We start from the raw sequence: 25,272 nt of genomic DNA, 5'->3' as shown, positions 1-25,272 counted from the left end.
CTTCCTCAGACGGCTTGGCGGCGGGCGGCGGCCAGTTTCTCGGCGTAATCGATGGCCTCGATCAGGCTCAGCTCGTTGGCGATGCCCTTGCCGGCGATGTCGAAGGCGGTGCCGTGATCGACGGAGGTGCGGATGATCGGCAGCCCGAGCGTGATGTTCACACCGCTCAGCGCGTCCCACCGGCCGGTCGCCGGATCGACGTGGAAGCCCAGCAGCTTGACCGGAATGTGCCCCTGGTCGTGGTACATGGCGACCACCGCGTCGAACTGGCCGGCGCGCAGCTTGACGAACACCGTATCGCCCGGCACCGGCCCCACCACGTCCAGCCCCTCGGCCACGCAGCGCTCGATCACCGGAGCGGTGATCTCGATGTCCTGCCGGCCGAACAGCCCGCCTTCCCCGGCGTGGGGGTTGAGGGCGGCGATGGCGATGCGGCGACGCTCCAGCCCCAACCCGGCCAGCGTCTCGTCGGTGCGGTCGATGACGTAGCGCAGCCGCTCCGGCGTCAGGCGCTTCGGCACGTCCTCCAGCGCAATGTGGGTGGTGACGTGGCTGACCCGCATGTTGCCGTGGGCGAGCATCATCACCGAGCCGCGGGCGCCGGTCAGCTCGGCCAGCAGGTCGGTGTGGCCGGCGAAGTGGTAGCCGGCCTTGTTCATCGCCTCCTTGTTCAGCGGCGCCGTGACCAGCCCGTGGATACGCCCGGCCTCGGCCAGCCGCACCGCGCGCTCCACCGCCAGATAGGCGAAGCGGCCGCCGTCCACCGACAGCTCGCCGGGGCGGATCGGCTCGCCCTCCGGCCCGGCCTGCAGGCAGGCGAGCGCCGGCCACTCCTCGTCCGCCGTCACCTCGGGGAAGGCGAGGTCGCTGCCCAGGGCCTCGCGCGCCGCCATCAGCGCCGGGTTGCTGCCGATCACCAGAAGCCGCAGGCTCCCGGCGTCCAGCCGCTCCTTCAGGCGGGCGCAGGCCTTCACGATGATCTCGGGTCCGACGCCGGCCGGATCACCCATGGTGATGGCCAGATGGGGGGTCATGCTCGTTCTCCTCGATGCGGCCAGGGCGTGCCCTGGCGCGTTGGTTCCGAGGCCGCCCGGTCCGCGTCGGGGGAGTCCCCGCGGATCAGCCGGCGCAAAAGATGGGGGTCGCCGAAGGCGCCCGATTTGGAGACGACGCGCACCCCGTCCCAAGCGCCGCCGCGCAGGGTCGAGCAGGGCACGCCGGGCAGAAGGGCGCCGTCAAGGTCGAGGCGACCGGCGCCGAGCGCTTGGCAGAGCGCGCGCAGCGTCTCGCCGCCCGACACCAGCAGGGTCGCCGGCGGGACGAGGCGGCGGGCCAGCGCGCCGAGCTCCCGCCCGATGCGCTCGGCCGCCGCGTCGCGCGCCAGCCCGTCGGGCAGGCCGAGGCGGACCAGCGCGGCGCCGCGCTCCGCCAGACGCGCGGCCACGCGCGCCGCGGAGGCGGTCCCGCCATCCGGCAGGACCAGAACGTCGCCGCCGCAGGCGTCGAGCTGGACCATCGTCACCGGGTGGTCGGTGCCGAACAGTCCCAACAGCGGCCGGGGCAAGGGATTGGGCGACGGCGCCGGTCCGCGACCGGTTTCCATCACCGCCGCCAGGGCCGCCGCCAAGCCGCCGCTGCCGCACCACAGCACCCGTCCGGGCAGGGCCAGCCCGGTGGCCGCGATGGCGGCGAGGTCGGCGTCGGTCTCGGCGTCCCACAGGCTGACGCCGGGGGGCACCGCGTCGCCGGGACGGCACAGCCGCACCCGCTCGCCCTCCGATTCAAGGGCCATGACCAGATCGGTGGCGACAGGCGTCCAGCCGTCCGCGCCCGTGACGTGCTGGCGGACCTGCTGGCGGCCGCCGCGCGTCACCCGCCCCTGGAAGGGAAAGGCCGGGGCGACGATGCAATGGTCCGGACGGTCCACCGCCATCCAGGCGGCGATCTCCGCCGCGCCATGGCCGCGCAGCAAACTGTCCAGCTTGGCGAAGCGCAGCGCCGCGCCGCCCGGAAGGCGGGTCGCCAGAGCCGCCACCCGCCGCCGCGCCGCCGCCGCGTCGCCGATGTCCCGCGTGCCGGTGTCGAGCGCCACCGAGGCGCCCGCCGCCAGACCGGCGGGAACGCCCTCCCAGTGGACCGCGACCGGCCCGGCCGGGCCGGCGAAGGCCGCCGCGCTGTCCAGCGCGCCGGTCAGGTCGTCGGCGATCAGGTGAAGCGGCGGCATGACGTTCCGACCCGTTGTTCAAGGCGGGATCATTGAGACACACAACAAACTACCTGTCAACATGTTGTAATGTTGATTGCTGGTTTTTCGCTTGAACCACCCGTCCGAATGGGTTTACATCTTTACAAGTTGACAGGATGCCGCAGGAGAAAACCGTATGGAGTCACGCGAACGGGGGCTGGAGGACGGCGCGTCGCCGATGCCCGGGGATGGCGAGGGCCACGCCGCGGCGCGGGGGCGCCACACGCCTCTCGTCCAGCGCGTCTATCAGCTTCTGCTGACCCAGATCAGCGCCGGCGACTACCAGCCGAACGAGCGGCTGCCGGGGGAGAACGAGCTCGCCACGCGCTTCCAGGTGTCGCGCCCCATCGTGCGCGAGGCGCTGCGCCGGCTGCGCGACGAGGGGATGATCTACTCGCGCCAGGGGGCCGGCAGCTTCGTGCGGGCGACGGTGGAGGAAAGCCGGCCGCTGCTCGGCTACGCGCCGGTGGAGACCATCGCCGACATCCAGCGCTGCTACGAATTCCGCCTGACCATCGAGCCGGACCACGCCTACCACGCCGCCCTGCGCTGGAACGACGCGGCGCTGTCGAACATCGTCTCGGCGCTCGACCTGATGGCCGACGCGACGCGCGCCCACCGGCACCGGGACGACGCGGACTTCGCCTTCCACGCCGCCATCGCGGACGCCGCGAACAACCACTATTACGCGTCGTCGATGCAGGCGCTGAAGGACCACATCGCCGTCGGCATGAAGTTCCACGGCTCGTCGCTGCTGGGGCCGAGCGGCGGGCTGTCCCACGTTCTGGAGGAGCACCGGGGCATCTTCGAAGCCATCCGCAGCCGCGACGCCGACACCGCGCGGGCGCGCATGCGCCGGCATCTGGAAGGGTCGCGCGACCGCGTGTTCGAGGGACGGGTGCTCGACCTGTCCCTGTGATCCGGGAACCCTGAGTCCCGTCCCCCTGTCATCACACTCGCCCGCCCGCGCCGGTAATGGCACTCTGGGAGGACCGGCGGATAGCGGATAGGGTGTGTGGACCGTGCTTCACCATGACTTGGCGACGCTTCGGCTGTTCGTGAAAGCCTGCGAGCTGAAAAGCCTGAGCCGCGCCAGCGAGGCCCTGAATCTCGCGGTGTCCGCGGCCAGCCGGCGCATCCGGCTGCTGGAGCACGACGCCGGCATGCCGCTGCTGAAGCGGCGCCCGCACGGCATCGAGCCGACCCCGGCCGGGCTGCTCGTGCTGCGCTACGCCCATGACATGGTGTATCTGGGGGCGCAGCTGGAGGCGATGCTCGCCGAATACCGGTCCGGCGTGCGCGGCCATGTGCGGGTCTACGCGTCGTCCTCGGCGCTGGTGGAATGCCTCGCCGCCGACCTCTCGCGCTTCGCCGCCGAGAATCCCGGCATCAAGCTGGAGCTGGAGGAGCGCCCCAGCGCCGACACGCTGGACGCGCTCTACCGCAAGAAGGCCGACATAGGGGTCATCGTCGGCGGCCGTGGGACGGAGGGGCTGGTCCGCTACCCCTACGCCAAGGACCGGCTGTGGGTGGCGCTGCCGCGCGGGCACCGGCTGGCCGACCGGCCCAGCCTGCGCTTCGCCGAGCTTCTCGACGAGGAGCATGTGGCGCTGGAGGGCGGCACCGCCGTGCACGGGCTGCTCGCCGAGCGGGCACGGGCGGAGGGCCGCTTCATCAAGGTGCGCGTCCAGGTCCGCAGCTTCGAGGTGATGTGCCAGATGATCAGCCTGGGGCTGGGCGTCGGCGTTCTGCCGAAGCGCGCCGTCCAGCCCCTCTCGACCGCGCTCGGCGTGGAACTGGTCGCCCTCGACGAGGACTGGGCGGAACGCAGCTTCGAGATTTGCGTTCGTTCACCGGACGCGCTGGACGCGCCCAGCCAGCGGCTTCTGGATTTTCTGCGGGAGCAGGCGGTGCCGAAGCCGTGATTTCGAGAAATTCGAAATCAGGTGTGTCGCAATTGTTCTTCTAGGCAACTGTGCAGCCCCTCATCATCAGGTCCGGCGATGAGGGAGTGGGCCGAATGTCCTGGACCAGCCAGAACCCCGATGTTCCTGACGTCCCCCGCGGGGCCGGTCCCGGTTTCGCGGATTGGAGCGGGCTCCCCCCGGCGGACCGCGCGGACGCCGCCGCGGCCTGTGCGGCCTGGGCGCCAGCGGTTCAAGCCCGCTTCGGCTGCTTCGTCGAGATCGGCACCGCCGATGCGGACGCCGCCGGCCCGCTGGCCGGGCTGCCCTACGCCGCCAAGGATATGTTCGACAGCGTCGGACGGTCGCCCGGCTGCGGCCTTGCCGGCGTGGCGGCAGGCACCACCGGCCCGGCACCGGAGCGTGCGGCGGCGGTGCTGGAACGGCTCGACGGGGCCGGGGCGCGGCGGGTCGGCTTCACCACCATGACGGCGCTGGCCTACGAGCCGTCCGGCGTGGGCAAGGCGCTCAACCCCTGGAACCGCGAGATCGTCCCCGGCGGCTCCTCCGCCGGGTCGGCGGTCGCGGTGGCGGCCGGGGCGGTGTTCGCCGCTCTGGGATCGGACACCGCCGGGTCGCTGCGCATCCCGGCGCAGGCCTGCGGAGTCACCGCCTGGAAGCCGACCTTCGGCGCGGTGCCGGTCGCCGGGGCAATGGCGCTGGCCCCCAGCCTCGACACCATCGGAATTCTGGCGCGCAGCGCGCGCGACATCCAACTCCTGGCGCCCGTTCTGGCGACGGATATGGGGTTCCCATCCGAACCGCCGGCCCGCGTCGCCCTCCTGTCCGACGCGGTCGAGGCGTCCGAAGCGCCGATCCAGGCGGCTTGCCGCGACGGCGCGGAGGCCATCGCCGCCTGCGGCGTCTCCCTGGAGCAACGGTCGGGCCTGCCCACCATCGAGGCGCTGTCCGACCCGCTCTTCCTCATTCTCCAGGCCGAGGCGGCGGCCCAGCATGGCGGGCGCGCCCTCGCCGCTCGGGACCCGACCCTCGCCCGGCGGCTCGCCAAGGGCCTGGACATCGCGGCCGACCGTCTCGCGGCGGCGAAGGCGGCGCTGTCCGGCGCCACTGCGCCCATCCTGGACAGCCTGTTCGGAGGCGTCGGCGCCCTGCTGCTGCCGGTCATGCCGATCCGCACGCCGCCGGTCGCCGTGGCCGACCCGGCCTCCCCGGACTTCCGCGCGGCGACGCTCTACCGGCTCAGCGCCTACACCCGCTTCGTCAACGCCCTCGGCCTGCCGGCGGTCGCCGTCCCGGTCGGCCTCGATGACCGCCGGATGCCGGTGGCGCTCCAGATCGTCGGCCGTCCCGGGACGGACGGCGCGCTGCTGGCGCTGGCCGCCGCGCTGCAGGCGCGGACCGGCTGGCACCGGCGACGGCCCAGCGAGATCACCGATTTTCCCAGCCCTCTTGCACAGCGTGGCTCATGACCCGATCCGAACCCGCAAAAGCTCTTGAGCACATCCGAGTCCTGGATCTCACGCGCGTGCGCGCCGGCCCGACCTGCTGCCGCGTGCTCGCCGACTTCGGGGCCGACGTCATCAAGGTCGAGGCGCCGCCGGGCGTCGACCGCAACGAGGGGATGAGCGGCCCCCGGCACGGCTACGACATGCTGAACCTGCACCGCAACAAGCGGTCGCTGTCGCTCAACCTCCGCACCCCGCAGGGCCGTGAGCTGTTCCTGGAGCTGGTGCGCACGGCCGACGTGGTGGTCGAGAACTACCGGCCCGACGTGAAGGACCGCCTCGGCATCGGCTACGACGCGCTGAAGGCGGTGAACCCGCGGATCATCCTGGCCTCGATCTCCGGCTACGGCCAGACCGGCCCCTACCGCGAGCGCGCCGGCTTCGACCAGATCGCCCAGGGCATGGGCGGGCTGATGAGCGTCACCGGCCTTCCCGGCCAGGGTCCGGTGCGGGCGGGCATCGCGGTCGCCGACAGCGCCTCCGGCCTGTATGCGGCCATCGGCATCCTGGTCGCCCTGTCGGAGCGCGACCGCTCCGGCGAGGGGCAGTGGGTCCAGACCTCGCTTCTGGAGTCCCAGATCGCCCTGATGGATTTCCAGGCGGCGCGCTATCTGGTGGAGGGCGAGGTCCCGCAGCCGGCGGGCAACGACCACCCCTATTCGACCCCCATGGGCGTGATGGCGACGGCCGACGGCCACTTGAACATCGGCGTCGGCGGCGACGGCCAGTGGCAGTCCTTCTGCCGGGCCATCGAGCGCGAGGATCTCGCCAACGCCCCCGAGTTCGCCACGCAGGAGCAGCGCTTCCGCAACCGCCCGACGCTCAAGCCGCTGCTGGAGGAGGTGTTCCGCACCCGCAAGACCGCGGAATGGCTGGCGCGGCTGGAGGAGGAAGGGGTTCCGGCGGGGCCGATCTACCGCATGGACGAGGTCTTCGCCGACCCGCAGGTCGGCCATCTCGGCATCGCCGTGCCCTGCGAGCATCCCGCGCGCGGCGCCATGCGCCTCGTCGGGCAGCCGGTCGGCCTGTCGCGCACCCCGGCCCGCATCGAACGGCCCGCCCCCGACGCGGGCGAGCACACGGCGGAGGTGCTGGGCGCCATCGGCCTGTCCGCGGCGGACGTCGCCGCCCTCAAGGCACAGGGGATCGTCTGATGGCCGAGCAGGAACCGGGAGCGGTTGGCGGCGTGGTGGGGCTTGACGTGTCCGGCGGAATCGCCCGCTTGACGCTCGACCAGCCCCGGCGGCTCAACGCGATGACGCTGGAGATGTGGCGCTCCCTGCCCGAGCGCATCGGCCGCGCCGTGGCCGACACCGCGGTCCGTGTCCTGCTGGTCCGGGGTGCTGGGGAGCGCGCCTTCTCCGCCGGGGCCGACATTTCCGAATTCGGCACCGTCCGCGCCGACGCGGCCCAGGCCGCCGCTTACGAGGAGGCGGTGTCGGCGGCGACCGAGGCGCTCCTCAACGCCCCGGTGCCCACGGTCGCGGCCATCCGCGGCATCTGTTTCGGCGGCGGGCTGGAACTGGCGCTGTGCTGCGACCTGCGGCTCAGCGACGACGGCGCGCGCTTCCGCATGCCGGGGGCCCGGCTCGGCCTCGGCTACGGCTTCCCCCTGGTGCGCCTTGTGGTGCAACGGATGGGCGCCGCGGCGGCCGCCGACCTGCTGTTCAGCGCGCGCATCGTGACGGCGGACGAGGCGGCGAGCCTCGGCATCGTCCAGCGCGTGGCCGCCGCGTCCGCCTTCGACGGCGCTGTGGAGGACTATATCGGCCTGATCGCCGGAAACGCGCCGCTGACGCTGCGCGCGGCGAAGCGGGCCATGCTGGAAGCGCTGCGGACCGACGGTCCGCCCGACACCGAAGCGGTGGACGCCCTCGTCGCCCGCTGCTTCGCCAGCGCCGATTACGCGGAGGGGCGTGCCGCCTTCGCGCAAAAAAGAGAACCCGGTTTCAAGGGAACGTAAGGCGGAGGATCGGCCCCACGGGGCGGCGAACCATAAACAGGGAGACAAGTCATGAACTGGAAGCATCTGGGTCTCAACACCATCGGCGCGGTCATCGCCGGATGTCTGGCCTTGTCGCCCGCCGCGCACGCGGCGGAACCCGCTCCCCTGCCGAAGCCGGTCGAGCTGACGGTGGGTTATCAGAAGGTGGGCCATCTCGCCCCGGTGGTGATGATCACCGACGACCTCAAGAAGCTCGGCGTCGAGCTGAAGACGGTCGAATTCGCCCGCTACGCCGACGCGCGCACCGCGCTGCTCGCCGGCTCCCTCGACATGGCCACGGTCGGGCCGGCCGACCTCGCGATCTCGCTGGCCCAGGGCGCCACCGACATGGTCGGCGTCATGGGCGTCGGCAGCTCGCCGAAATACGTGATCGGCCGCAAGGGCGTTAAGCTCGACAGCTGGGACGACCTGAAGGGCAAGAAGGTCGCCATCGCCCCCGGTTCGGCGGTGTGGTTCCAGTTCGCCGCGACCCTGACCGAGAAGAACATCCCCTACAACAGCTTCCAGGCCGTCAACATCCAGGGCGGCGGCGCCAACTTCGATCAGGCCCTGCAGCGCGGCGAGGTCGACGCCATCGTCACCTGGGAGCCCTTCGAATCCATCCCGGTGATGGAGGGCTACGGCTTCTTCGCCAAGAATCTCGAATACAGCCAGTCCAAGTCGGTCGGCGCGGAACTCGGCATGCTCGCCGCCAACCGCAAGTCGATGGCCGAGAAGCGCCCGGCCATGGAACGCTTCGTCTGGGCCTATCTCCAGGCGCAGAAGAAGCTCGCCGCCTCGCCGGACGAGTTCACCAAGGCCTACGCGTCGCTGACCGGCCTCGACACCAAGCTCGCCGCCGAGGCGTCCAAGGTGATCGAGCTTGGCTCCGTCACCACGGTCGACCAGATCAAGCGTCAGGCCAAGGCCTTCAACGAGCTGGGCGTCATCCCGAAGGACGTGTCGGGCGAGATCGAGAAGTACTGGGACGCCTCCTTCGTCGAGAAGGCTCAGTGATTTGGAACGCCGCCGCCCGCTTCGGCGGGCGGCATTCCGACCGTGTGGCGGCCGACAAGAATGGCGGAGGACTGGAGTGATGAATGACGCGCCCGCAAGAGCCTTGGACGCGGCCCCCGTGCCGGCGGCTCCCAAGGTGAAGAGCCGGGGCCTGTTCCCGGCGGGACGCACCGGGGCGGCGATGCGCGCGGCGCTGCTGCCTGTCCTGGTGATCGTGGCGTGGCAGCTCGCCGGATCAGGCGGCTCGCTGGCCGGCGGCGTCCTGCCGACCCCCGACCGGGTGTGGGACGCCTGGGTCGTCTGGGCCTTCGGCCCGCAGGGCATGGGCCTCAACCCCTACAGCGGCACCTGGCTGAGCAACGTGCTGTTCTCGTCCATGCGCGTCGCCCAGGGCTTCGTGCTCGCCATGGCCATCGGCATCCCGGCGGGCGTCATGATCGGCTGGAGCCGCGCCGTGTCCGGCACGGTGGACCCGACGATCCAGCTTCTCCGCCCCATCCCCATCACGGCGTGGCTGCCCTTCTCCATCGCGGTGTTCGGCATCCAGGACATGGGCGCGATCTTCCTGATCGCACTCGGCGGCTTCTACCCGGTCGTGGTGAACGCCACGCACGGCGCCCGCGACGTCGACCGCAACTGGATCCGGGCGGCCGAGATGATGGGAGCCAGCCGCTTCGACGTGCTGCGTCGCGTGGTCCTGCCGGCGGCGCTGCCGGCGATCTTCACGGGCCTGCGCATCGGTCTGGGCATCGCCTGGACGGCGGTGATCGTCTCCGAGATGGTCGCGGTCAAGTCGGGGCTCGGCTACGTGCTGTGGGACGCCTACTACGTCGGCCGCATGGACGTGGTCATCGCCGACATGCTGTCGATCGGGGCCATGGGCCTGCTGAGCGACCGCCTGATCGTCACCGTCGAGCACTGGGCCCTGCGCTGGCGCCGCCTCCAATCCGCCTCGCGCTGAAGCACGGAGACAAACATGGGCACCATACGTTTCCGCGAGGTCGTCAAGACCTATCCCGGCAAGCAGCCGGTCATCGCACTCGACCGCGTCAATCTCGACATCGGCGAAGGCGAGTTCGTCGCCCTGCTCGGCCCTTCGGGCTGCGGCAAATCCACCCTGCTCAACCTGATCGCCGGCTTCGAGGAGATGACCTCCGGCGCGCTGTCCTTCAACGGCGGCACGGTCGACAGCCCCGGCCCGGAACGCGCCGTCGTTTTCCAGGAGGCGGCCCTGCTGCCCTGGCTGACGGTGGAGCAGAACATCGCCTTCGGGCCGAGCGTCCAGAAGCGCCCGCGCGCCGAATACGAGCCGAAGATCCGCGAGCTTCTCCGCCTCGTCGGGCTGGAGCGCTTCGCCCATTCCCTGCCCTCGCAGCTCTCCGGCGGCATGCGCCAGCGCGTCGGCATCGCCCGCGCCCTGGTCATGGACCCCAAGGCGCTGCTGATGGACGAGCCGTTCGGCGCGCTCGACGCCCAGACGCGCATGAGCATGCAGCAGCTTCTCCTCGACGTCTGGCAGTCGCTCGGCACCACGGTGCTGTTCGTCACCCACGACATCGACGAGGCGATCCTGCTCGCCGACCGCATCTGCATCATGTCGGCCCGGCCGGGGCGGATCACCCGCGAGATCACCGTGGACCTGCCGCGGCCCCGCTCGGTGGACCAGCTCACCGACCCGGCCTTCATCCGGCACAAGGCCGCCATCATGGCCGAGATGCGCGAAGCCCAGAAGGAACACGCATGACCAACCCCCGGATCAGCTACCGCCTGTCCGACGCGCGGCCGGCTCTGCCCGACTTCCAGGGGCGGCGGATCATCGCCCATCTGGTCGTCAACGTGGAGAACTGGCGCTTCGACGAGGCGATGCCGCGCACCATCATCACCCCGCCGCACGGGCGGGAAACGGTGCCGGACGTGCCGAATTTCAGCTGGGCCGACTACGGCATGCGCAGCGGCCTGCCGCGCATCCTGAAGCTGTTCCGCGACCGCGGCGTGCCCGCCTCGACCAGCTTGAACGCCGGCGTCATCGACGCCTACCCGCAGGCCGCCGAGGCCATGCTCGCCGCCGGCTGGGAGTTCATCGGCCATGGCATGCACCAGAAGGCGATCAACCACGCCGGCGACGGCGAGGAGGCGCTGATCGAGGCGGCGCTGGACCGCATCGAGCGCTTCACCGGCACGCGCCCGCGCGGCTGGCTGAGCCCCGGCCTGCGCGAAACGGTGCAGACGCCCGACCTGCTGCGCCGCCAGGGCATCGACCATGTGTTCGACTGGGTGGTCGACGACCTGCCGAGCTGGATGCGCACCGCCCACGGCCCGCTGCTCGCCATGCCCTACAACCTGGAAATCAACGACTCCATCGTCTATGCCATCGAGAAGCACGCGACGGGCGAGATGCTGAGCCGGCTCGGCCACACGCTGCGGCTGTTCGAGCGCGAGTGCGCGGAGAACCCGTGCGTCCTGGCCATCGGCCTGCACCCGCACCTGATCGCGGTGCCGCACCGGCTGCACGAGCTGGAAGCCATGCTCGACCTGCTGCAGGCCTCGCCGCACGTCGCCTTCGCCACCGGCCCGCAGATCGCGGACTGGTACGCGGCGGCAGAACCGGCAACCGACCAAGCGGAGGGCTGAGCAATGGACTTGAACCTGTCCGGCAAAAGGGTCCTCGTCACCGGGGGCTCAAAAGGCATCGGGCTCGCCTGCGCCGAGGCCTTCGCCGCCGAGGGCGCCCTGCCCGTCCTGGTCGCCCGCGACGCGGCGGCGCTGGAGACGGCGGCGGCGGGCATCCGCGAGCGTCACGGCGTGGCGGTCGAGACGATGGCCGCCGACCTTGCGAACGGTGAGGCCCGCGAACGGCTCGCTGCGGCGCTTCCCGACATCGACGTGCTGATCAACAACGCCGGGGCGATCCCCGGCGGCAGCGTCCTCGACCTCGGCATGGACGAATGGGAAGCGGCGTGGAAGCTGAAGGTCTTCGGCTACATCCACATGACGAAGCTCTTCGTCGAGGCGATGCGGAAGCGCGGCGGCGGCACCATCGTCAACGTCATCGGCATGATGGGCATGACGCCGCGCTGGGACTACGCCTGCGGCTCGGCGGGCAACGCGGCGCTGATCGCCTTCACCCAGGCGGTGGGCGCCCGCAGCACCGACTGGAACGTCCGCGTCTTCGGGGTGAACCCCTCGGCGACGCGCACCGACCGGGTCGCGGCGGTCTACCGCAAGCGCGCCAAGACGCGCTTCGACGATGAGGAACGCTGGGCCGAAGCCCTGGGCGATCTTCCCTTCGGGCGCCTCGCCGAACCGACGGAGATCGCCTCCCTGGTCACGCTCCTCAGCTCGCCGCGCGTCACCTACCTGTCGGGCGCGGTGGTCGACATGGACGGCGGCGGACGCTTCCGCTGATCCGGATCGCGCGACGGCCCTTCCCGGTCATGCCGGCCAGTCAAAACGGATGGGCCGCGTGCGATCGCAGCCGCTCGGTCAACGCCTCAGCCAGTTGGGCGACGGCGGGCTCCCAGTCGCCGGGGCCGGGCTGGTGGAACAGCCGGAGCGTCGGGTACCAGGGGCTGTCCGCACGGTGTTCGAGCCAGCGCCAGCAGCCGGAGAACCGCGACAGCACCCACACCGGCAGGCCCAGCCCACCGGCCAGATGGGCCACCGACGTGTCCACCGTGACGATCAGGTCCAGACAGCGCATCAGCGCCGCCGTGTCCGCGAAATCCGTCACCGCGTCCATCGGGTCGATCAGGTCCATGCCGGGCGGCGGCTCCTTGGCCTGCTCCGCGGGGGTGCCCTTCTGCAGGCTGACGAACAGAACGTCCCCGGCGGCGGCCAGCGGCGCCAGGGCGGCCAGGGTCAGGCTGCGCCGCCGGTCGACCGCGTTGGCCTTGGGGCTGTGCGGGCGCGGGTCGCCGGACCACACGAGCCCGACCTTGAGCCGCCCGTCCGCGGGCAGGCGCGCCCGCCAGTGCTCCACCTCCGCCGGATCGGCGGTCAGGTAGGGGACCGCCGTGGGGATGCTGCCAAGCTCCGTTCCGAAGGCGCGCGGCAGGCTGAGCAGCGGGCAGTGGAACTCTGTCGCCGGCAACCCGCCGTACAGGTCGTACACCCCCTCCAGCCCGGGAAGGCGCTCCATCAGGCGCCGCAGGCCGTTGTGCACGGCCAGATGGACGCGGCCGCCCCGCGCCGCCACCAGCGGGGCGTAGCGCGCGAACTGCAGCGTGTCGCCATGCCCCTGCTCGGCGTGCAGCAGGATGGTGCGTCCCTCCAGCGGTTCGCCGGTCCACAGCCGGCCGGGCGCTTTGGGAACGGGAATCTCGCCGATCCGCCAGCGTTCCTCGTAATGCTCCCACCCTTCGCGCAGGCGGCCGCTGGTCAGCAGGACCAGCGACAGGTTGAAGCGGGCCTGGGCGCTCCCCGGGTCGCGGTCGATGAGCGTGCGGAAGCCGGCTTCGGCCTCCTCCAAGCGTCGCAGGTCCAGGCACAACACGGACAGCGCGTTGAGGGCGGCGCCATGGTCCGGCACCAGCGTCAGGGCGCGGCGGCACAGCGTCTCCGCCGTCCGGAAATCCGCCAGCCCGGCCGCCGAGGCGCGGATCGTCTCGCCCATGTTGGCGTAGGCCACCGGATGCTCGGGGGAGAGCGCCACCGCGCGCCGGTAATGATCCAGGGCCTGGGCGGTGTCGCCGCGCTCCTGCAGGGCGCTGCCGGCGTTGTTCCAGGGGTCGGGGTAGCCGGGGCGGAGCTGGATGGCCCGGCGGTACTGGCGCCCCGCCTCCTCGCGACGGCGCAGCCCGAGCAGCGCCCCACCGCAGTTGTTGAGCGCCTCCGGGAAATCAGGAGCGAGGGCGAGCGCCCGTTGCAGCATCGGCAGGGCGGCGGCGTGCCCGCCGCCCTTCAGGCACAGGTCGGCGCGCTCGCGCCACGCCGGCGCCGACTCCGGGGCGAGGCGCAGGACGCGCCCGAGCAGCCGTTCGGCCAAATCCCGGTCGCCGCGCCGGCCGGCCAGCCGCGCGGCGTGGCCCAGCGCCTCCGCGTCGGCGGGGGCCAGCGCCAGCGCCCGTTGGGCGGCCCGCTCGGCCACGGTGGCCGCGCCCTGCTCCAGCGCCGCCTGAGTGAGGCCGCGCCAGGCGTCGGGCAGGCCGGGCGACAGACGCACCGCCCGACGGGCCAGACGGACGCCGTCGCCCGGCCGGCCGGCGGCGACCGACAGCTTGGTGAGGTTGACCCACGGCTCGGCATAGCCGGGGTCGAGCATGGTGGCCTGACGGTAGGAGCGGCCGGCGGCCTCGGACCGGTCGGCGGAGCGGTGTCGCTCGCCCAGCGAGTTGCGGAAGACCGCGCGCGCCGGCTCGACGGCGACGGCACGGTCGAGCCAGCGCCCGGCCTCCTCACGATCGCCGCCCCGGTCATCACCGGCCAGAGCTGTCAGCCCGAGAAGATGCAGCGCGTCGCCCCGCGCCGGATCGGCGGCGAGCGCCCGGCGGTAGCCGCCCGCAGCCTCCGCCAAGCGGCCGGAGCGGTGGGCGGCGAGCGCCGCCGTCAGCCCCGCGCCCAACGGGTCCGGCGCCCGTTCCGCCACCCGTTGCGTCGCCTGCCGGGTGTCCGGTCCCGGCAGGGCTCCGCGCTCGGCGGCCAGAGCGGCCAGAGCGGCGGCCAGCCGGGCGATGGGCGGCTCCCAGACGCCCGGCTCGTCCTGGTAGAACAGGCGCATGGTCGGGTACCAGGGGCTGTCCTCGCGGTGACCGAGCCAGCGCCAGCAGGCGTCGAAGCGCGACAGCACCCACACCGGCTTGCCCAGCCCGCCCGCCAGATGGCAGACCGAGGTGTCCACCGTCACCACCAGATCCAACTCGTCGATGAAGGCCGCGGTGTCGGCGAAGTCGCGGATGTGGCCGGTCCAGTCGACCACCGCCATCCCCGGCGGCGGCGCCTTGGCCTGGGCGCCGGCCTCGCCGATCTGCAGGCTGTAGAAGGCAACGCCCGGGATGCCGGCCAGCGGGGCCAGGGCATCGAGCGTCAGGCTGCGCCGCCGATCGACCGAGTTGGCCTTCATGTCGCCCTTGCGCGGTTCGCCCGCCCAGACGAGGCCGACCTTCAGCCGCCGCTCGCCGGCCAGCCGCTCCCGCCACGCCGGGCGGTCGGCCGCGCTGGCGCGCAGGTAGGGCATGGCGGCGGGGATGCTCTCCAGCCGGGTGCCGACCAGCCGGGGCAGGCTGAGCAGCGGCGCGCACAGGTCGCAGGCCGGCGGTTCCTCGTCCATGCCGTGCACGGCGGTGACGCCGGGGGTGTTGGCGAGCAGCCGCTTCAGCAACGGCTGGACATGCAGGACCACGCGCCCGCCGCGCTCGGCCAGCAGGGTGGCATAGCGGACGAAATGCAGGGTGTCGCCGTGCCCCTGCTCGGCGGTCAGCAGGATGCTGCGGCCGTTCAGCGGGCCGCCGTCCCAGGCCGGGGCGTGGCTCGGGTAGCTCGCCCCCCACATCGACCAGCGCGCCTCGTAGAGCGACCAGCCGCGGGCGAAATCGCCCCGCTGCAGCAGCGACATCGACAGATTGAAGCGGGCCACGGTGCTGGTGGGGTCCAGATGCAGGACGCGCAGGCTCCAGCGGACGCTCTCGTCGCCGCCGTTCCCGGCGTGCAGGAGCAGGGCGGCGTTGGTCAGGACGCCGGGGTTTCCCGGGTCCAGGGCCAGGGCGCGCCGGATCGCGGCGGTGCCGCGCCGGAAGTCGCCCATCATCATCCAGGTCAGGGCATCCTGCGCGTCCGCCGCCGACGCCATCGGGTCGATGCGGCGGCAGCGCGACGACGCCAGCAGGGCTCCGTCGGAATCGCCGGCGTGCATCAGCCCGGAGGCCAGCTGGCCCAGGGGCTCGGCCCCGCCGGGTGCCAGCGCGACGGCGCGGCGCAGCGCCTCCTGGCCGCGGCGGGCTTCCTTGATCTCGCACAGGGCGATGCCGTGGGCGGCCTGGAGACCGGCGTTGCCGGGATCGGACAGCACCGCCCGGCGCAGCAGCCGGACCATCGCCTCCGGCTGGTTCAGGGGCTGGAGCAGCATCGCCAGATTGCGCCATCCCATCGCGAAGGCCGGGTCGGCGATCAGGGCACGGGCGGCGAGGTGCCGCGCCCCGCGTCCCGTGCCCTGATCCTGCATCATCAGCGCGAAGGCCGTCAGCGCCCTGGGATAGTCCGGACGCAGCCGCAGGGCCCGCGTGAAGGCGATGGATGCCCGCCCCTTCCGCCCGGTCAGGCGCAGCGATTCGGCGAGATTGTGCATCGCCTGCGCCCGGTCCGGCGCCAGAAGCATGACGCGGGCGAAGCAGCGCGCGGCGCGACCGTGGCGCCCGTCGGTGAGCGCGAGGCCGCCCAGCCGCAGCCACGCCTCCTCGTTGGTCCCGTCGGTGGCCAGGATGCCGCGCAGCACCGCCTCGGCGGCGGCGGGACGACCGGACCGTTCAAGCCGGATCGCCTCGGCGACGGGGCTGGCGAGGACGGCGGAACGACCGGGAATGGAGGAGAGCGGCATGGCGGCGGTTCGCGGCTGGAGGGTCTCGATCGGCGAACCTGGAGTACAGCACATCCACCGCCGCCAACGCACGCGGCTTCGCGGCCCCGCCGCCCCGGAAAACGGCGGGGCCGCGAACCGTAGTTGTGGTCAGCCGCGCGAGCGCCGCTCCCGCCACAGCAGGGCCAGCGTCACCACCAGGCCGGTGGCGAGCACCGCCACCGCCGGCGACGGCGCCCAGCCGAGCAGCCCGGCCAGGTCCCGGATGGCGGCGGACACGCCCTGCGCCTGGGCCGCCACGCCCTGCGCCTGCCCGGCGAGGTCCTGCACCTGCTGGGTCACCTGCAGCACCGGGCCCAGCGCCTCGGCCACCACGCCGAGTGAGCCGCCGACCGCCAGCGTCCCTGCGGCGGCGCGGACGGCGGCGGTCGTGACGGACGGCACCGCCGGCTCCACCGCCTGGGCCATCGGGCCGTCGTTGAGGGCGCTCCGCCAGTCCGCCCCGCGGAACAGCAGCTCCTCGGCGCGCCGGCGCCGCACAAGACCGGGCAGCAGCCGGCCACCGCCATAGACCCAGGCGCCGAACGCGCTGGCGGCCCCCTCGGCGTCGCCGGCGTTCAGCTTGCGCAGCAGGGTGGACGGCTTGCCGCTGCGCAGGCGGATGAAACCGTCCCTCCCCGGGTCCTTGCCCTTTTTGGCCCGGCCCGGCCCGACGTTGAAGACGAAGTCGATCAGCGCGGCCCGTTGCCCGTCGGTCAGGGGAACGGTCACCGCGCCGTCGACCAGCGAGGCCGCCTCGGCCAGATCGTCGGCCAGCAGGCGCTCGGCCCGTTCGGTGGTGACGGCGTCGCCGGGGGCGACATCGCGGGTGTGGCCGTAGCCGATGGTCCACACACCGGCGGGGCAGCGGTAGGCGGTTCGGGACAAGCCCTCGAAATGGCGGGCCAGATCGAACGCGGCGGGCGGCGGTGCCGCCCGGACGGTGGAGGGCGGCGAAGCCGCAAGGAGGGTGGTCATGGTCGCTCCTGCGAAGGGTCGGGACGGTTCCACACCGGTCACGACAAGCACGGCCGAAAACGACGACGCCCGCCGCGGCGGAGCCGGGCGGGCGCAGTTCGGGCGTTGATGCCCGTAGTAAGGATTATTTTCCTTTTCGTGTAAAGCGTTTTCTTAACATCGGGCGGTTCAGCCGAACATCACGTCCGGCACGGCCAGCGCGGCCAGTTCCGGCAGGTCGCGGGAGCGGGCGTCGGTGACCAGCGTGTCGATGCCCTTCACCGGGCAGAAGCTGACCCGGCTGGCCTGCCCGATCTTGCTGTGGTCGGCCAGGATCACCGTGCGTCCGGCGTTGCCGACCATGGCGCGGGCCACCTCCGCCTCGCGCGGGTCGAAGCTGGTGGCGCCGTAGCGGGGGTGCAGCGCCACCGGCGACAGCAGCGCCATGTCGGCGCGGTAGCGGTGGATCTCCGCCACCGTGCCTTCGCCGAAGGTGGCCGGCAATCCCTCGTCCACCCGGCCGCCCAGCAGCACCACCCGGCTGCGGTTCTGGTTGGCGACGGTCTGCGCCACGTCGAAGGAGTTGGTGACGATGGTCAGGCCGGGCAGGCTCGCCAGTTCCTCCGCCAGGGCCGACACCGTGCTGCCGAAGTCGAGGAACAGCGTCTGGCCGGGCGAGACCAGCCGCGCCGCCGCCTTGGCGATGGCCCGCTTCTCCTTCAGGCGGACCTGGCTGCGCACGGCGATCGGGGGTTCCGGCTCCGGCCCGACGGCGACGACGCCGCCATGGACGCGGCGCAGCTCGCCGCGCGATTCCAGCTCCACGATGTCGCGCCGCACCGTCTCGCGCGACACGCCGAGGTCGCCGGCGATGCGGTCGGTGGACACCCGGTGAAGCGCCGTCAGCAGGGCGCGGATGCGCTGGTGGCGTTCCTCCTGAAGCATCGCTCAGGCCGCCTTGCGCCGGGTCGCCAGCGCCAGGGCGCCGCGCATCGCCAGCGCCGCTGCCGCGACCGCCGCCATGATGCAGGTTGAGAAGGCCGCCGCCTGCGACACGAAGCCGGCCTCGTCCAGCCGCATCACCGTCACCGCGGCGAGGTTGGTCGAGGGCGTGACCAGGAAGATGATCGCCGACAGCGTGACCATGGAGCGCATGAACAGGAAGAAGAAGACCGACAGCAGCGTCGGCACCATCACCGGCACCACCACGTCGCCGAGCACCCGCAGGACGCCGCCGCCGAGGCAACTCGCCGCCTCCTCCAGCGCCGGCGGCACGGCGCGCATTCCGGTGACCATCGTGAGGAAACCCTGCGTGTGGTAGTGGTAGAAGTTGCACAGCGCCAGCAGAAGCACCGTGCCATACAGCATGTGCAGCGGCGTTCCCGCAAGGTTGAAGGCGAAGATGTAGGACAGGCCGAGCACCAGGCCGGGCACGCCGACCGGCAGGACGGCCAGCAGATAGACCGCCTTCGCCACCCCCGGCGGCATCCGCCGCAGCCCCAGGACCAGGGCGAAGAGCAGCGCCGTGCCGATCGCCGCCGCCCCGGCCGACACGGCGAGCGAGGTCCACAGCGGGTCGTAGCCGCCGCTGAGCGTGATCGAGTAATGCTTGAGCGTGAGGTCCAGCCGGTAGGGCCACAGCCGGACGAAGCTGGCGAAGACCACCGTCGCCACCACCGCCACGATGGACAGGGCCAGCGTCATGGAGGCGAGGAACAGCGGGATGTCGCGCACCGGCACGTAATCGGGGACCGGCGGCAGGGCGCTTTCCGAGGCGGTGCCGAACTGGCGCTGGGCGGCCACCCGCTCGATGTAGACGGCGATGCCGGTGGGCAGCAGCAGCAGAATGCCGACCGCGGCGCCGATGCCGAACCTCATCTGGCCGGTGACCTGATTGTAGATCTCGGTCGCCAGGACGGAGAAGTCGCCGCCGATGGTCACCGCGTTGCCGAAATCGGTGATCGTCACGGTGAAGACCACGAAGCCGGCGCTGAGCAGGCCGAACCTCACGTTGGGCAGGGTGATGCCGAAGAACTGCTGGAGCCTGGTCGCCCCCATCACCTCCGCCGCGTCGTAGTAGCGGGCGTCGGACTGGCGCAGCGCCGCCTGGATGATCAGCACCGCCTGGGGCAGCGCGTAGAGCACGTTGGCGATCAGCAGGCCGGGGAAGCCGTAGATGTTCAGCCGCGTGCCGATCAGGTTGCTGACCAGCCCGTTGCGGCCCAGCAGGAAGATCAGGCCGAGGCCGAGCACCAGCGACGGCGCCAGCAGCGGCAGCGACAGGGCCGCCGCGACGAAGCGCTTGCCCGGGATGCGCGTGCGCTGCACGGCGTAGGCGACCATGAAGCCGAGCAGCAGGCAGACCACCGTGGTGGCGCCGCCGACCAGCAGGCTGTTGCCGACCGCGCGCAGGATGCCCGGCGTCTGGAACAGGGCCAGATAGTTGGCGAGGCCGACGCCGCCCTCCTCCTCCAGGACGCTGCGCCAGACGATGGTGCCCAGCGGCAGCAGGAAGAACAGGACCAGCGCCACCACCGGCACCAGCACGCAGGCGCCGTAGAGCAGCCTCTCGTCCAGCGGGCGGCGCAGGCGGCGGGGCCGGGCGGCGTTGGGCGTCTTGCCGGGAAGGGTCAGGGCGGGCATGGTCATGCGCGCACCCAGGCGCAGGCCTCCGCCGCCACCGACACGTCCACCGTGGCGCCCGGTCCGACGCCGGGGTCCTGGTGGGTTTCGGCCAGCAGCTCCCGACCCCGCCAGGACAGGCGCAGCCGGCGGATGTTGCCGAGGAAGGTGAGGTCGATCACCCGCCCCTCCCCATCCGCCGCCGGGGCGACGGCAATCCGCTCCGGACGGACGCAAGCCTCATAGGCGTTCTCCGCCCCATCCGGGCGGCCGGGCAGCAGGTGGGGCATGGCGTCGCGCACCCAGCCGGTCGGCAGCAGGTTGCTGCTGCCCATGAAGTCGGCGACGAAGCGGGTGCGCGGGCGCAGGTAGAGGTCCTGCGGCGTGCCGACCTGCTCGATCAGCCCGTGGTTCATGCAGACGACCTTGTCGGCCAGGGTCAGCGCCTCCTCCTGGTCGTGGGTGACCATGATGGTGGGGATGCCCAGCCGGCGCTGCACGTCGCGGATCTCCGCCCGCAGGTCGGCGCGCACGCGGGCGTCGAGCGCCGACAGCGGCTCGTCCAGCAGGATCAGCGACGGATCGACGGCCAGCGCGCGGGCCAGCGCCACGCGCTGCTGCTGCCCGCCGGAGAGCTGCCAGGGGTAGCGGTCGGCGAGTTGCGGCAGTTTGATCAGCTCCAGAAGCTCCTTCACCCGCGCCGCGATGCGGTCGCCGGGCGCCTTGCGGATCTTCAGGCCGTAGCCGATGTTCTCGGCCACCGTCATGTTGGGAAAGAGCGAATAGGACTGAAAGACGATGCCGAAGCCGCGGTCGCGCGCCGGCACGGCGCCGAGGTCCCGCCCGCCCATCCGCAGCTCGCCCGTGTCGTAGGGCATCAGCCCGGCGACGATGCGCAGCAGCGTGGTCTTGCCGCAGCCGCTCGGCCCCAGCAGGCAGACGAATTCCCGCTCCTCCACGGTCAGGTTGATGCGGTCGAGGGCGACGAAGCCGTCGAAGGTCTTCAGGAGGTTCTTGATCTGCAAATCCATGGCGCGGCCATCTGGAGCGGGGGATGACTCCCTCTCCCGCCCCGGGAGAGGGAAGGGGCCCGCGCGAAAGCGCGGGAAGGGTGAGGGTGCCGCCAAGACTGCGTGCCTTGATTCTTGCGCGCCCCTCACCCGCCCGCGTTCGCGGGCACCCTCTCCCGGGACGGGAGAGGGGAACAGGCCTCAGCGGCCGATGCTGCCCTGCCAGGTCTTCAGGATGGCGTCGCGCTCCGCCGCGGACTTGGCGAAGTCCATCGGGTAGAGGACCTTCTGCACATCCGCCGGCAGGCCGGCCTCCTCCGCCGCCTTGGCGACCGGGGCGCCGGGGATCGTCACGATCTCCTTGTACTTGGTGTAGAGCGCGGCGGCCTTGGGCGACAGGGTCCAGTCGAGGAAGCGCTTGGCGTCCTCCTTGTTCTTCGACGTCTTCATCAGAGCCGACGCCTCCAGCTCGTAGCCGGCGCCGTCCGTCGGAATGACCATCTTGAGCGGGAAGCCCTCCTCGACCGACTTGATGGCCGCGAAGGCCAGCGAGGCGCCGATGGCGAACTCGCCCGAGCGGGCCGACTTGCAGGGCTTGGAGCCGGACTTGATGTACTGGGCGACGTTGCCGTCCAGCGTCTTCAGGAACTGCCAGCCCTTCTCGTTGCCCTGGCTCTGCAGGATCGCGGCGATCTGGAGATAGCCGGTGCCCGAGGAGACCGGGTTCGGCATCACCACCTCGCCCTTGTAGACTGGGTTGGTCAGGTCCTTCCAGGAGGTCGGGACCGGCAGGTTCTTGGCCTTCAGAAGCTCGGTGTTGACGCAGAAGGCGGCCATATAGCCGGTGGCGGCGAACCAGCGCGCGTCCGCCCCCTTGTAGGCGGCCGGCAGCGCGTCGGAGCCCTTGGCGGCGTAGGGCTCGACCAGCGCCATGACGCGCGGGTCCAGCATGTTGGTGACGGCCCAGCCCCAGATCACGTCGTGCTGCGGGTTGGACGCCTCGGCCAGCATGCGGGCGCCGAGGTCGCCGGTGGACAGGCGCAGCACCTTCAGGTCGATGTCGGGCAGGTCCTTCTTCGCCGCCGCCACATAGTCGGCGATCTCGTCCTCCTCCAGCGCCGTGTAGACGGTCAGCGTCCCCGCCTGCGCGACGGCCGGCAGCACCGCCGCCCCCATCAGAACCACGCCGGCCAGCAGCGACTTCCCAGCAAACTCCACCATCGCCAACCCCTCTGTTCCGCATGCCCTTTCCCGGCGCCCCGGCCGGTGGCGAGCCCGTGCCCGCCGTGGATTTAAGTGGAGGTTTGCACTTCTGTGCGTTTGTGTCTACCATGATTGCACAGTTGGCGTGCATTTGCGCAGCCGCACAGAAATAAGGCAAATCATGAGCCCCACCACCAAGGACGCGACCATCGACCGTGCGGCGTTGACCGGGGAGTTGGCCGGCTTCGCCGCCGCCCTGGCGGACGAGGCGCGCGCGCTGTCCCGCCGCTGGTTCCGCACGCCGGTCGCCATCGACACCAAAGCCGACGACAGCCCGGTAACCATCGCTGACCGCGAGGTGGAGGCCGCCCTGCGCCGCCGCATCGCCGAGCGCTTCCCGGACCATGGAATCTTCGGGGAGGAGCATGGCCGCGACCGGCTCGACTCGGAGATCGTCTGGGTGATCGACCCCATCGACGGCACGCGCAGCTTCATCAGTGGCTGGCCGGTCTACGGCACGCTGCTGGCGGTGCTGGAGCGCGGGGTCCCGGCGGTCGGGGTGATCGACATGCCGGTGCTGGGCGAACGCTGGACGGGACGCGCCGGCACCCCCACACTCTACAGCGACGGGACGGGAGCGGAGCGGCCCTGCCGCACGCGCGACTGCCGCCGGCTGGCCGACGCGACGGTCTACACCACCTCGCCCGACGCCTTCGACGCGGCGGGCCTGCGGGTGTTCGAAACGGTCAGCCGGCAGGCGCGGACGCGGCGCTTCGGCGGCGACTGCTACATCTACGGGCTGGTCGCGTCCGGCCACATCGATCTGGTGATCGAGGCCGGACTCCAGCCCTATGATTATCTGGCCATGCAGCCGGTGATCGAGGGGGCCGGCGGGCTCATCACGGACTGGGAGGGCAAGCCGCTGACCATGGAGTCGGACGGCCGCGTGGTCGCCGCCGCCACCGCCGACCTGCACGCCGAGACCATCGCCGCCATCGCGCGGGCGGCGGGTTGAGCGGACGAACCGAGGAGGGGGAGAGGGGACGCCATGGCATTCGCCCACACTCTGGCCGGGACGCGGCACCAGTTTCCCGATCTGAAGACGCTGCTCGCCCGCGCCTCGCCGCCGCGCTCGGGCGACGCGCTGGCCGGGCTGATCGCCGCCAGCGCGGCGGAGCGGGTGGCCGCCCAGATGGCCCTGGCCGACCTGCCGCTGCGCCATGTCCTGACCGAGGCGGTCGTCCCCTACGAGGCGGACGAGGTGACCCGGCTGATCGTCGACGGCCACGACGGCGCCGCCTTCGCCCCGGTCGCCCATCTGACCGTCGGCGGCTTCCGCGACTGGCTGCTGTCGGAGGCGGCGGACGCGGCGGCCCTGACGGCCCTCGCCCCCGGCCTGACGCCGGAGATGGTCGCGGCGGTGTCGAAGATCATGCGGCTGCAGGATCTGATCGCCGTCGCCGCCAAGACCCGCGTCGTCACGCGCTTCCGCAACACCATCGGCCTGCCGGGGCGCCTCTCCACCCGGCTGCAGCCCAACCACCCGGTGGACGACCCGCGCGGCATCGCCGCCAGCGTCCTCGACGGGCTGATGTACGGCAGCGGCGACGCGGTGATCGGCATCAACCCAGCCACCGACAGCGTGGAGACGATGACGACCCTCCTGGAGATGCTGGAGGAGCTTCGCCTGCGCACCGGCGCGCCGATCCAGTCCTGCGTGCTGGCCCATGTGACCACGGCGTTGAAGGCCATGGAGCGCGGGGCGCCGGTCGATCTGGTCTTCCAGTCCATCGCCGGGACGGAGGCGGCCAACCGCGCCTTCGGCGTCTCGCTGGCCCTGCTGGACGAGGCGTGGGAGGCTGGCAAGGCGCTGAACCGCGGCACGGTCGGCGACAACCTAATGTATTTCGAGACCGGCCAGGGCAGCGAGCTGTCGTCCGGCGCGCATGAGGGGGTGGACCAGCAGACGGTGGAGGCGCGCTGCTACGCCGTCGCCCGCCGCTACCGGCCGCTACTGGTCAACACGGTGGTCGGCTTCATCGGGCCGGAATACCTCTACGACGGCAAGCAGATCACGCGGGCCGGGCTGGAGGACCATTTCTGCGCCAAGCTGCTCGGCCTGCCGATGGGCTGCGACGTCTGCTACACCAACCACGCGGAGGCCGACCAGGACGACATGGACGCCCTGCTGACCCTGCTCGGCGTGGCCGGCTGCACCTTCATCATGGGGGTGCCGGGAGCCGACGACATCATGCTGAACTACCAGAGCACCTCCTTCCACGACGCGCTCTATGTGCGTCAGGTGCTCGGCCGCCGCCCCGCGCCGGAGTTCGAGGCGTGGCAGCAGGCCGCCGGCATCGCCGATTCCGCCGGGCGCCTGCGCTTCGACCCCGCCGCGTCGTCCCTTCTGCCCGCCCTGCCCCTGCCGGAGGAACAGCCATGACCGAGTCCGAGCCGGTGCCCCTTTCCTCCCCCGCCCAACCGGGCCCGGCCCAGCCCGATCGCTGGGCGCATCTGCGCCGCCACACCGACGCGCGGATCGCGCTGGGCCACGCCGGGAGCGGCCTGCCCACCGCCGCCCACCTCGCCTTCCAGGCCGCCCACGCCCAGGCTCGCGACGCCGTGCACACGCCGCTCGACGCCGCGGCGCTGCTGGCGGCGCTGGCGGAGCGCGGCTGGCCGGCGGTCGCGGTGACCAGCGCCGCGCCCGACCGCGCCACCTACCTGAAACGCCCGGACCTCGGCCGGCAATTGTCGGAGGAGTCGCAGCGCCGCCTGTCGGAGCCGGTCCGCGCCCCCGACGTGGCGCTGGTGGTCGGCGACGGGCTGAGCGGCACCGCTGTCCAGGCCAACGCCGTCGCGGTGCTGGAGGCCCTGATCCCGAAGCTCCAGGCGGCCGGGCTGCGGGTCGGGCCGGTGGTGGTGGCGGAGCAGGCGCGGGTGGCGCTGGGCGACCCGGTCGGCGCGCTGCTCCAGGCACGGGCGAGTGTCGTCCTGATCGGCGAGCGGCCGGGACTGAGCGCCGCTGATTCATTGGGCCTCTATCTGACCTGGGAGCCACGGCCGGGCCGGGTGGACAGCGAGCGCAACTGCATCTCCAACGTCCGAGTCGGCGGCCTCGCCCCCGCCGCCGCCGCCGCCCAGGCGGCCGCATTGCTCGGCGCGATGTTCGCCCAGCAGCGCTCGGGTATCCGGCTCGATAGCCCGGCTCCCGCCGCCCCGCCGGAACTGCCGGGGGCCGGCGCCCCGTAACCGATT

Annotated in this window: 21 protein-coding genes; 13 read left to right on the top strand and 8 right to left on the bottom strand. The window is 72.1% G+C overall.

All coding sequences use genetic code 11. The features are described from left to right. Window positions 1-5: 5 nt before the first annotated feature. Both pdxA and FBZ83_RS13715 read right to left on the bottom strand, forming a co-directional pair. Window positions 6-1,034: a 4-hydroxythreonine-4-phosphate dehydrogenase PdxA gene (gene pdxA / locus FBZ83_RS13720; protein ID WP_145683720.1), complete on the bottom strand. Its 1,029-nt coding sequence runs from the start codon at window positions 1,032-1,034 to the stop codon at window positions 6-8. Then, entirely contained in the window at window positions 1,031-2,224 is a 1,194-nt protein-coding gene (locus tag FBZ83_RS13715; RefSeq protein WP_145683717.1) for a four-carbon acid sugar kinase family protein, read from the bottom strand. Before FBZ83_RS13715 ends, pdxA begins: the two co-directional genes overlap by 4 nt. A gap of 157 nt (window positions 2,225-2,381) precedes the next feature. Here FBZ83_RS13715 and FBZ83_RS13710 point away from each other — a divergent pair, with 157 nt between their 5' ends. The 10 genes from FBZ83_RS13710 to FBZ83_RS13665 all read left to right on the top strand — a co-directional run bounded on the left by FBZ83_RS13710 (window position 2,382) and on the right by FBZ83_RS13665 (window position 12,081). Further along, on the top strand, window positions 2,382-3,164 hold the full coding sequence (locus FBZ83_RS13710; protein ID WP_145683715.1) for a FadR/GntR family transcriptional regulator: 783 nt from the start codon (window positions 2,382-2,384) through the stop codon (window positions 3,162-3,164). Window positions 3,165-3,267: 103 nt separating this feature from the next. After that, complete coding sequence (locus tag FBZ83_RS13705) at window positions 3,268-4,170, top strand: LysR family transcriptional regulator (RefSeq protein WP_114857345.1); 903 nt, start codon at window positions 3,268-3,270, stop codon at window positions 4,168-4,170. 95 nt (window positions 4,171-4,265) lie between these two features. Further along, a complete protein-coding gene (locus FBZ83_RS13700; RefSeq protein ID WP_145683712.1) occupies window positions 4,266-5,639 on the top strand; it encodes an amidase family protein in 1,374 nt (457 codons plus the stop codon). After that, window positions 5,636-6,829 carry a CaiB/BaiF CoA transferase family protein gene (locus FBZ83_RS13695; protein ID WP_145683710.1) on the top strand — a complete coding sequence of 398 codons (1,194 nt, stop codon included), beginning with the start codon at window positions 5,636-5,638 and terminating at the stop codon, window positions 6,827-6,829. The genes FBZ83_RS13700 and FBZ83_RS13695 overlap by 4 nt, the downstream gene beginning before the upstream one ends. Continuing rightward, on the top strand, window positions 6,829-7,638 hold the full coding sequence (locus tag FBZ83_RS13690; protein ID WP_145683708.1) for an enoyl-CoA hydratase: 810 nt from the start codon (window positions 6,829-6,831) through the stop codon (window positions 7,636-7,638). Before FBZ83_RS13695 ends, FBZ83_RS13690 begins: the two co-directional genes overlap by 1 nt. A 51-nt stretch (window positions 7,639-7,689) precedes the next feature. After that, the gene (locus FBZ83_RS13685; RefSeq protein ID WP_145683706.1) at window positions 7,690-8,676 is read left to right on the top strand and encodes an ABC transporter substrate-binding protein; all 987 of its coding nucleotides are present in this window, start codon (window positions 7,690-7,692) and stop codon (window positions 8,674-8,676) included. 79 nt (window positions 8,677-8,755) lie between these two features. Beyond that, window positions 8,756-9,637 carry an ABC transporter permease gene (locus FBZ83_RS13680; protein WP_186466076.1) on the top strand — a complete coding sequence of 294 codons (882 nt, stop codon included), beginning with the start codon at window positions 8,756-8,758 and terminating at the stop codon, window positions 9,635-9,637. Between the two features lie 15 nt (window positions 9,638-9,652). Next, window positions 9,653-10,420: an ABC transporter ATP-binding protein gene (locus FBZ83_RS13675; protein WP_040137559.1), complete on the top strand. Its 768-nt coding sequence runs from the start codon at window positions 9,653-9,655 to the stop codon at window positions 10,418-10,420. Next, a complete protein-coding gene (locus tag FBZ83_RS13670; protein WP_145683704.1) occupies window positions 10,417-11,307 on the top strand; it encodes a polysaccharide deacetylase family protein in 891 nt (296 codons plus the stop codon). Before FBZ83_RS13675 ends, FBZ83_RS13670 begins: the two co-directional genes overlap by 4 nt. A gap of 3 nt (window positions 11,308-11,310) precedes the next feature. After that, on the top strand, window positions 11,311-12,081 hold the full coding sequence (locus tag FBZ83_RS13665) for a short-chain dehydrogenase/reductase (RefSeq protein ID WP_145683702.1): 771 nt from the start codon (window positions 11,311-11,313) through the stop codon (window positions 12,079-12,081). Between the two features lie 40 nt (window positions 12,082-12,121). Here the strand turns inward: FBZ83_RS13665 and FBZ83_RS13660 are convergent, their stop codons facing one another. The 6 genes from FBZ83_RS13660 to FBZ83_RS13635 form a co-directional block, all read right to left on the bottom strand. Continuing rightward, window positions 12,122-16,204, bottom strand: a complete 4,083-nt coding sequence (locus FBZ83_RS13660) for a tetratricopeptide repeat protein (protein ID WP_186466075.1) — start codon at window positions 16,202-16,204, stop codon at window positions 12,122-12,124. A gap of 129 nt (window positions 16,205-16,333) precedes the next feature. Next, window positions 16,334-17,200, bottom strand: coding sequence for a lysozyme (locus FBZ83_RS32470; RefSeq protein ID WP_145683697.1), 867 nt, complete (start codon window positions 17,198-17,200; stop codon window positions 16,334-16,336). A gap of 168 nt (window positions 17,201-17,368) precedes the next feature. Further along, the gene (locus FBZ83_RS13650) at window positions 17,369-18,124 is read right to left on the bottom strand and encodes a DeoR/GlpR family DNA-binding transcription regulator (protein WP_145683695.1); all 756 of its coding nucleotides are present in this window, start codon (window positions 18,122-18,124) and stop codon (window positions 17,369-17,371) included. Between the two features lie 3 nt (window positions 18,125-18,127). Next, the gene (locus FBZ83_RS13645; RefSeq protein ID WP_145683693.1) at window positions 18,128-19,828 is read right to left on the bottom strand and encodes an ABC transporter permease subunit; all 1,701 of its coding nucleotides are present in this window, start codon (window positions 19,826-19,828) and stop codon (window positions 18,128-18,130) included. Next, window positions 19,825-20,832, bottom strand: coding sequence for an ABC transporter ATP-binding protein (locus tag FBZ83_RS13640; RefSeq protein WP_145683691.1), 1,008 nt, complete (start codon window positions 20,830-20,832; stop codon window positions 19,825-19,827). The genes FBZ83_RS13645 and FBZ83_RS13640 overlap by 4 nt, the downstream gene beginning before the upstream one ends. A gap of 180 nt (window positions 20,833-21,012) precedes the next feature. Further along, window positions 21,013-22,032, bottom strand: a complete 1,020-nt coding sequence (locus FBZ83_RS13635; RefSeq protein WP_186466074.1) for an ABC transporter substrate-binding protein — start codon at window positions 22,030-22,032, stop codon at window positions 21,013-21,015. A 163-nt stretch (window positions 22,033-22,195) separates the two neighbouring features. Between FBZ83_RS13635 and hisN the strand changes: the two genes are divergently transcribed. From hisN to eutC, 3 genes are read left to right on the top strand one after another with little or no spacing between them, the layout of a single operon-like run. Continuing rightward, window positions 22,196-23,029, top strand: coding sequence for a histidinol-phosphatase (gene hisN, locus FBZ83_RS13630; RefSeq protein WP_145683688.1), 834 nt, complete (start codon window positions 22,196-22,198; stop codon window positions 23,027-23,029). 33 nt (window positions 23,030-23,062) lie between these two features. Beyond that, window positions 23,063-24,457, top strand: a complete 1,395-nt coding sequence (locus FBZ83_RS13625) for an ethanolamine ammonia-lyase subunit EutB (RefSeq protein ID WP_145683686.1) — start codon at window positions 23,063-23,065, stop codon at window positions 24,455-24,457. Next, on the top strand, window positions 24,454-25,266 hold the full coding sequence (gene eutC, locus FBZ83_RS13620) for an ethanolamine ammonia-lyase subunit EutC (protein WP_145683684.1): 813 nt from the start codon (window positions 24,454-24,456) through the stop codon (window positions 25,264-25,266). The genes FBZ83_RS13625 and eutC overlap by 4 nt, the downstream gene beginning before the upstream one ends. The last annotated feature ends 6 nt before the right edge of the window (window positions 25,267-25,272 follow it).

It is taken from the genome of Azospirillum brasilense (assembly GCF_007827815.1).
Taxonomy (GTDB): Bacteria; Pseudomonadota; Alphaproteobacteria; order Azospirillales; family Azospirillaceae; genus Azospirillum; species Azospirillum brasilense_C.
The sequence above is the reverse complement of the archived record's forward strand: the minus strand, read 5'-3'. Positions and strand labels throughout refer to the sequence as shown.

Excerpts from the sequence above, each read along its gene's own strand:
- FBZ83_RS13650 (WP_145683695.1), bottom strand. The coding sequence starts at position 18,124 with ATGCTTCAGGAGGAACGCCACCAGCGCATCCGCGCCCTGCTGACGGCG.
- FBZ83_RS13710 (WP_145683715.1), top strand. The coding sequence starts at position 2,382 with ATGGAGTCACGCGAACGGGGGCTGGAGGACGGCGCGTCGCCGATGCCC.
- FBZ83_RS13635 (WP_186466074.1), bottom strand. The coding sequence starts at position 22,032 with ATGGTGGAGTTTGCTGGGAAGTCGCTGCTGGCCGGCGTGGTTCTGATG.
- pdxA (WP_145683720.1), bottom strand. The coding sequence starts at position 1,034 with ATGACCCCCCATCTGGCCATCACCATGGGTGATCCGGCCGGCGTCGGA.
- FBZ83_RS13640 (WP_145683691.1), bottom strand. The coding sequence starts at position 20,832 with ATGGATTTGCAGATCAAGAACCTCCTGAAGACCTTCGACGGCTTCGTC.
- FBZ83_RS13665 (WP_145683702.1), top strand. The coding sequence starts at position 11,311 with ATGGACTTGAACCTGTCCGGCAAAAGGGTCCTCGTCACCGGGGGCTCA.
- FBZ83_RS13675 (WP_040137559.1), top strand. The coding sequence starts at position 9,653 with ATGGGCACCATACGTTTCCGCGAGGTCGTCAAGACCTATCCCGGCAAG.
- FBZ83_RS13690 (WP_145683708.1), top strand. The coding sequence starts at position 6,829 with ATGGCCGAGCAGGAACCGGGAGCGGTTGGCGGCGTGGTGGGGCTTGAC.
- eutC (WP_145683684.1), top strand. The coding sequence starts at position 24,454 with ATGACCGAGTCCGAGCCGGTGCCCCTTTCCTCCCCCGCCCAACCGGGC.
- FBZ83_RS13645 (WP_145683693.1), bottom strand. The coding sequence starts at position 19,828 with ATGACCATGCCCGCCCTGACCCTTCCCGGCAAGACGCCCAACGCCGCC.
- hisN (WP_145683688.1), top strand. The coding sequence starts at position 22,196 with ATGAGCCCCACCACCAAGGACGCGACCATCGACCGTGCGGCGTTGACC.
- FBZ83_RS13700 (WP_145683712.1), top strand. The coding sequence starts at position 4,266 with ATGTCCTGGACCAGCCAGAACCCCGATGTTCCTGACGTCCCCCGCGGG.
- FBZ83_RS13685 (WP_145683706.1), top strand. The coding sequence starts at position 7,690 with ATGAACTGGAAGCATCTGGGTCTCAACACCATCGGCGCGGTCATCGCC.
- FBZ83_RS32470 (WP_145683697.1), bottom strand. The coding sequence starts at position 17,200 with ATGACCACCCTCCTTGCGGCTTCGCCGCCCTCCACCGTCCGGGCGGCA.
- FBZ83_RS13625 (WP_145683686.1), top strand. The coding sequence starts at position 23,063 with ATGGCATTCGCCCACACTCTGGCCGGGACGCGGCACCAGTTTCCCGAT.
- FBZ83_RS13670 (WP_145683704.1), top strand. The coding sequence starts at position 10,417 with ATGACCAACCCCCGGATCAGCTACCGCCTGTCCGACGCGCGGCCGGCT.
- FBZ83_RS13680 (WP_186466076.1), top strand. The coding sequence starts at position 8,756 with ATGAATGACGCGCCCGCAAGAGCCTTGGACGCGGCCCCCGTGCCGGCG.
- FBZ83_RS13660 (WP_186466075.1), bottom strand. The coding sequence starts at position 16,204 with ATGCCGCTCTCCTCCATTCCCGGTCGTTCCGCCGTCCTCGCCAGCCCC.
- FBZ83_RS13715 (WP_145683717.1), bottom strand. The coding sequence starts at position 2,224 with ATGCCGCCGCTTCACCTGATCGCCGACGACCTGACCGGCGCGCTGGAC.
- FBZ83_RS13695 (WP_145683710.1), top strand. The coding sequence starts at position 5,636 with ATGACCCGATCCGAACCCGCAAAAGCTCTTGAGCACATCCGAGTCCTG.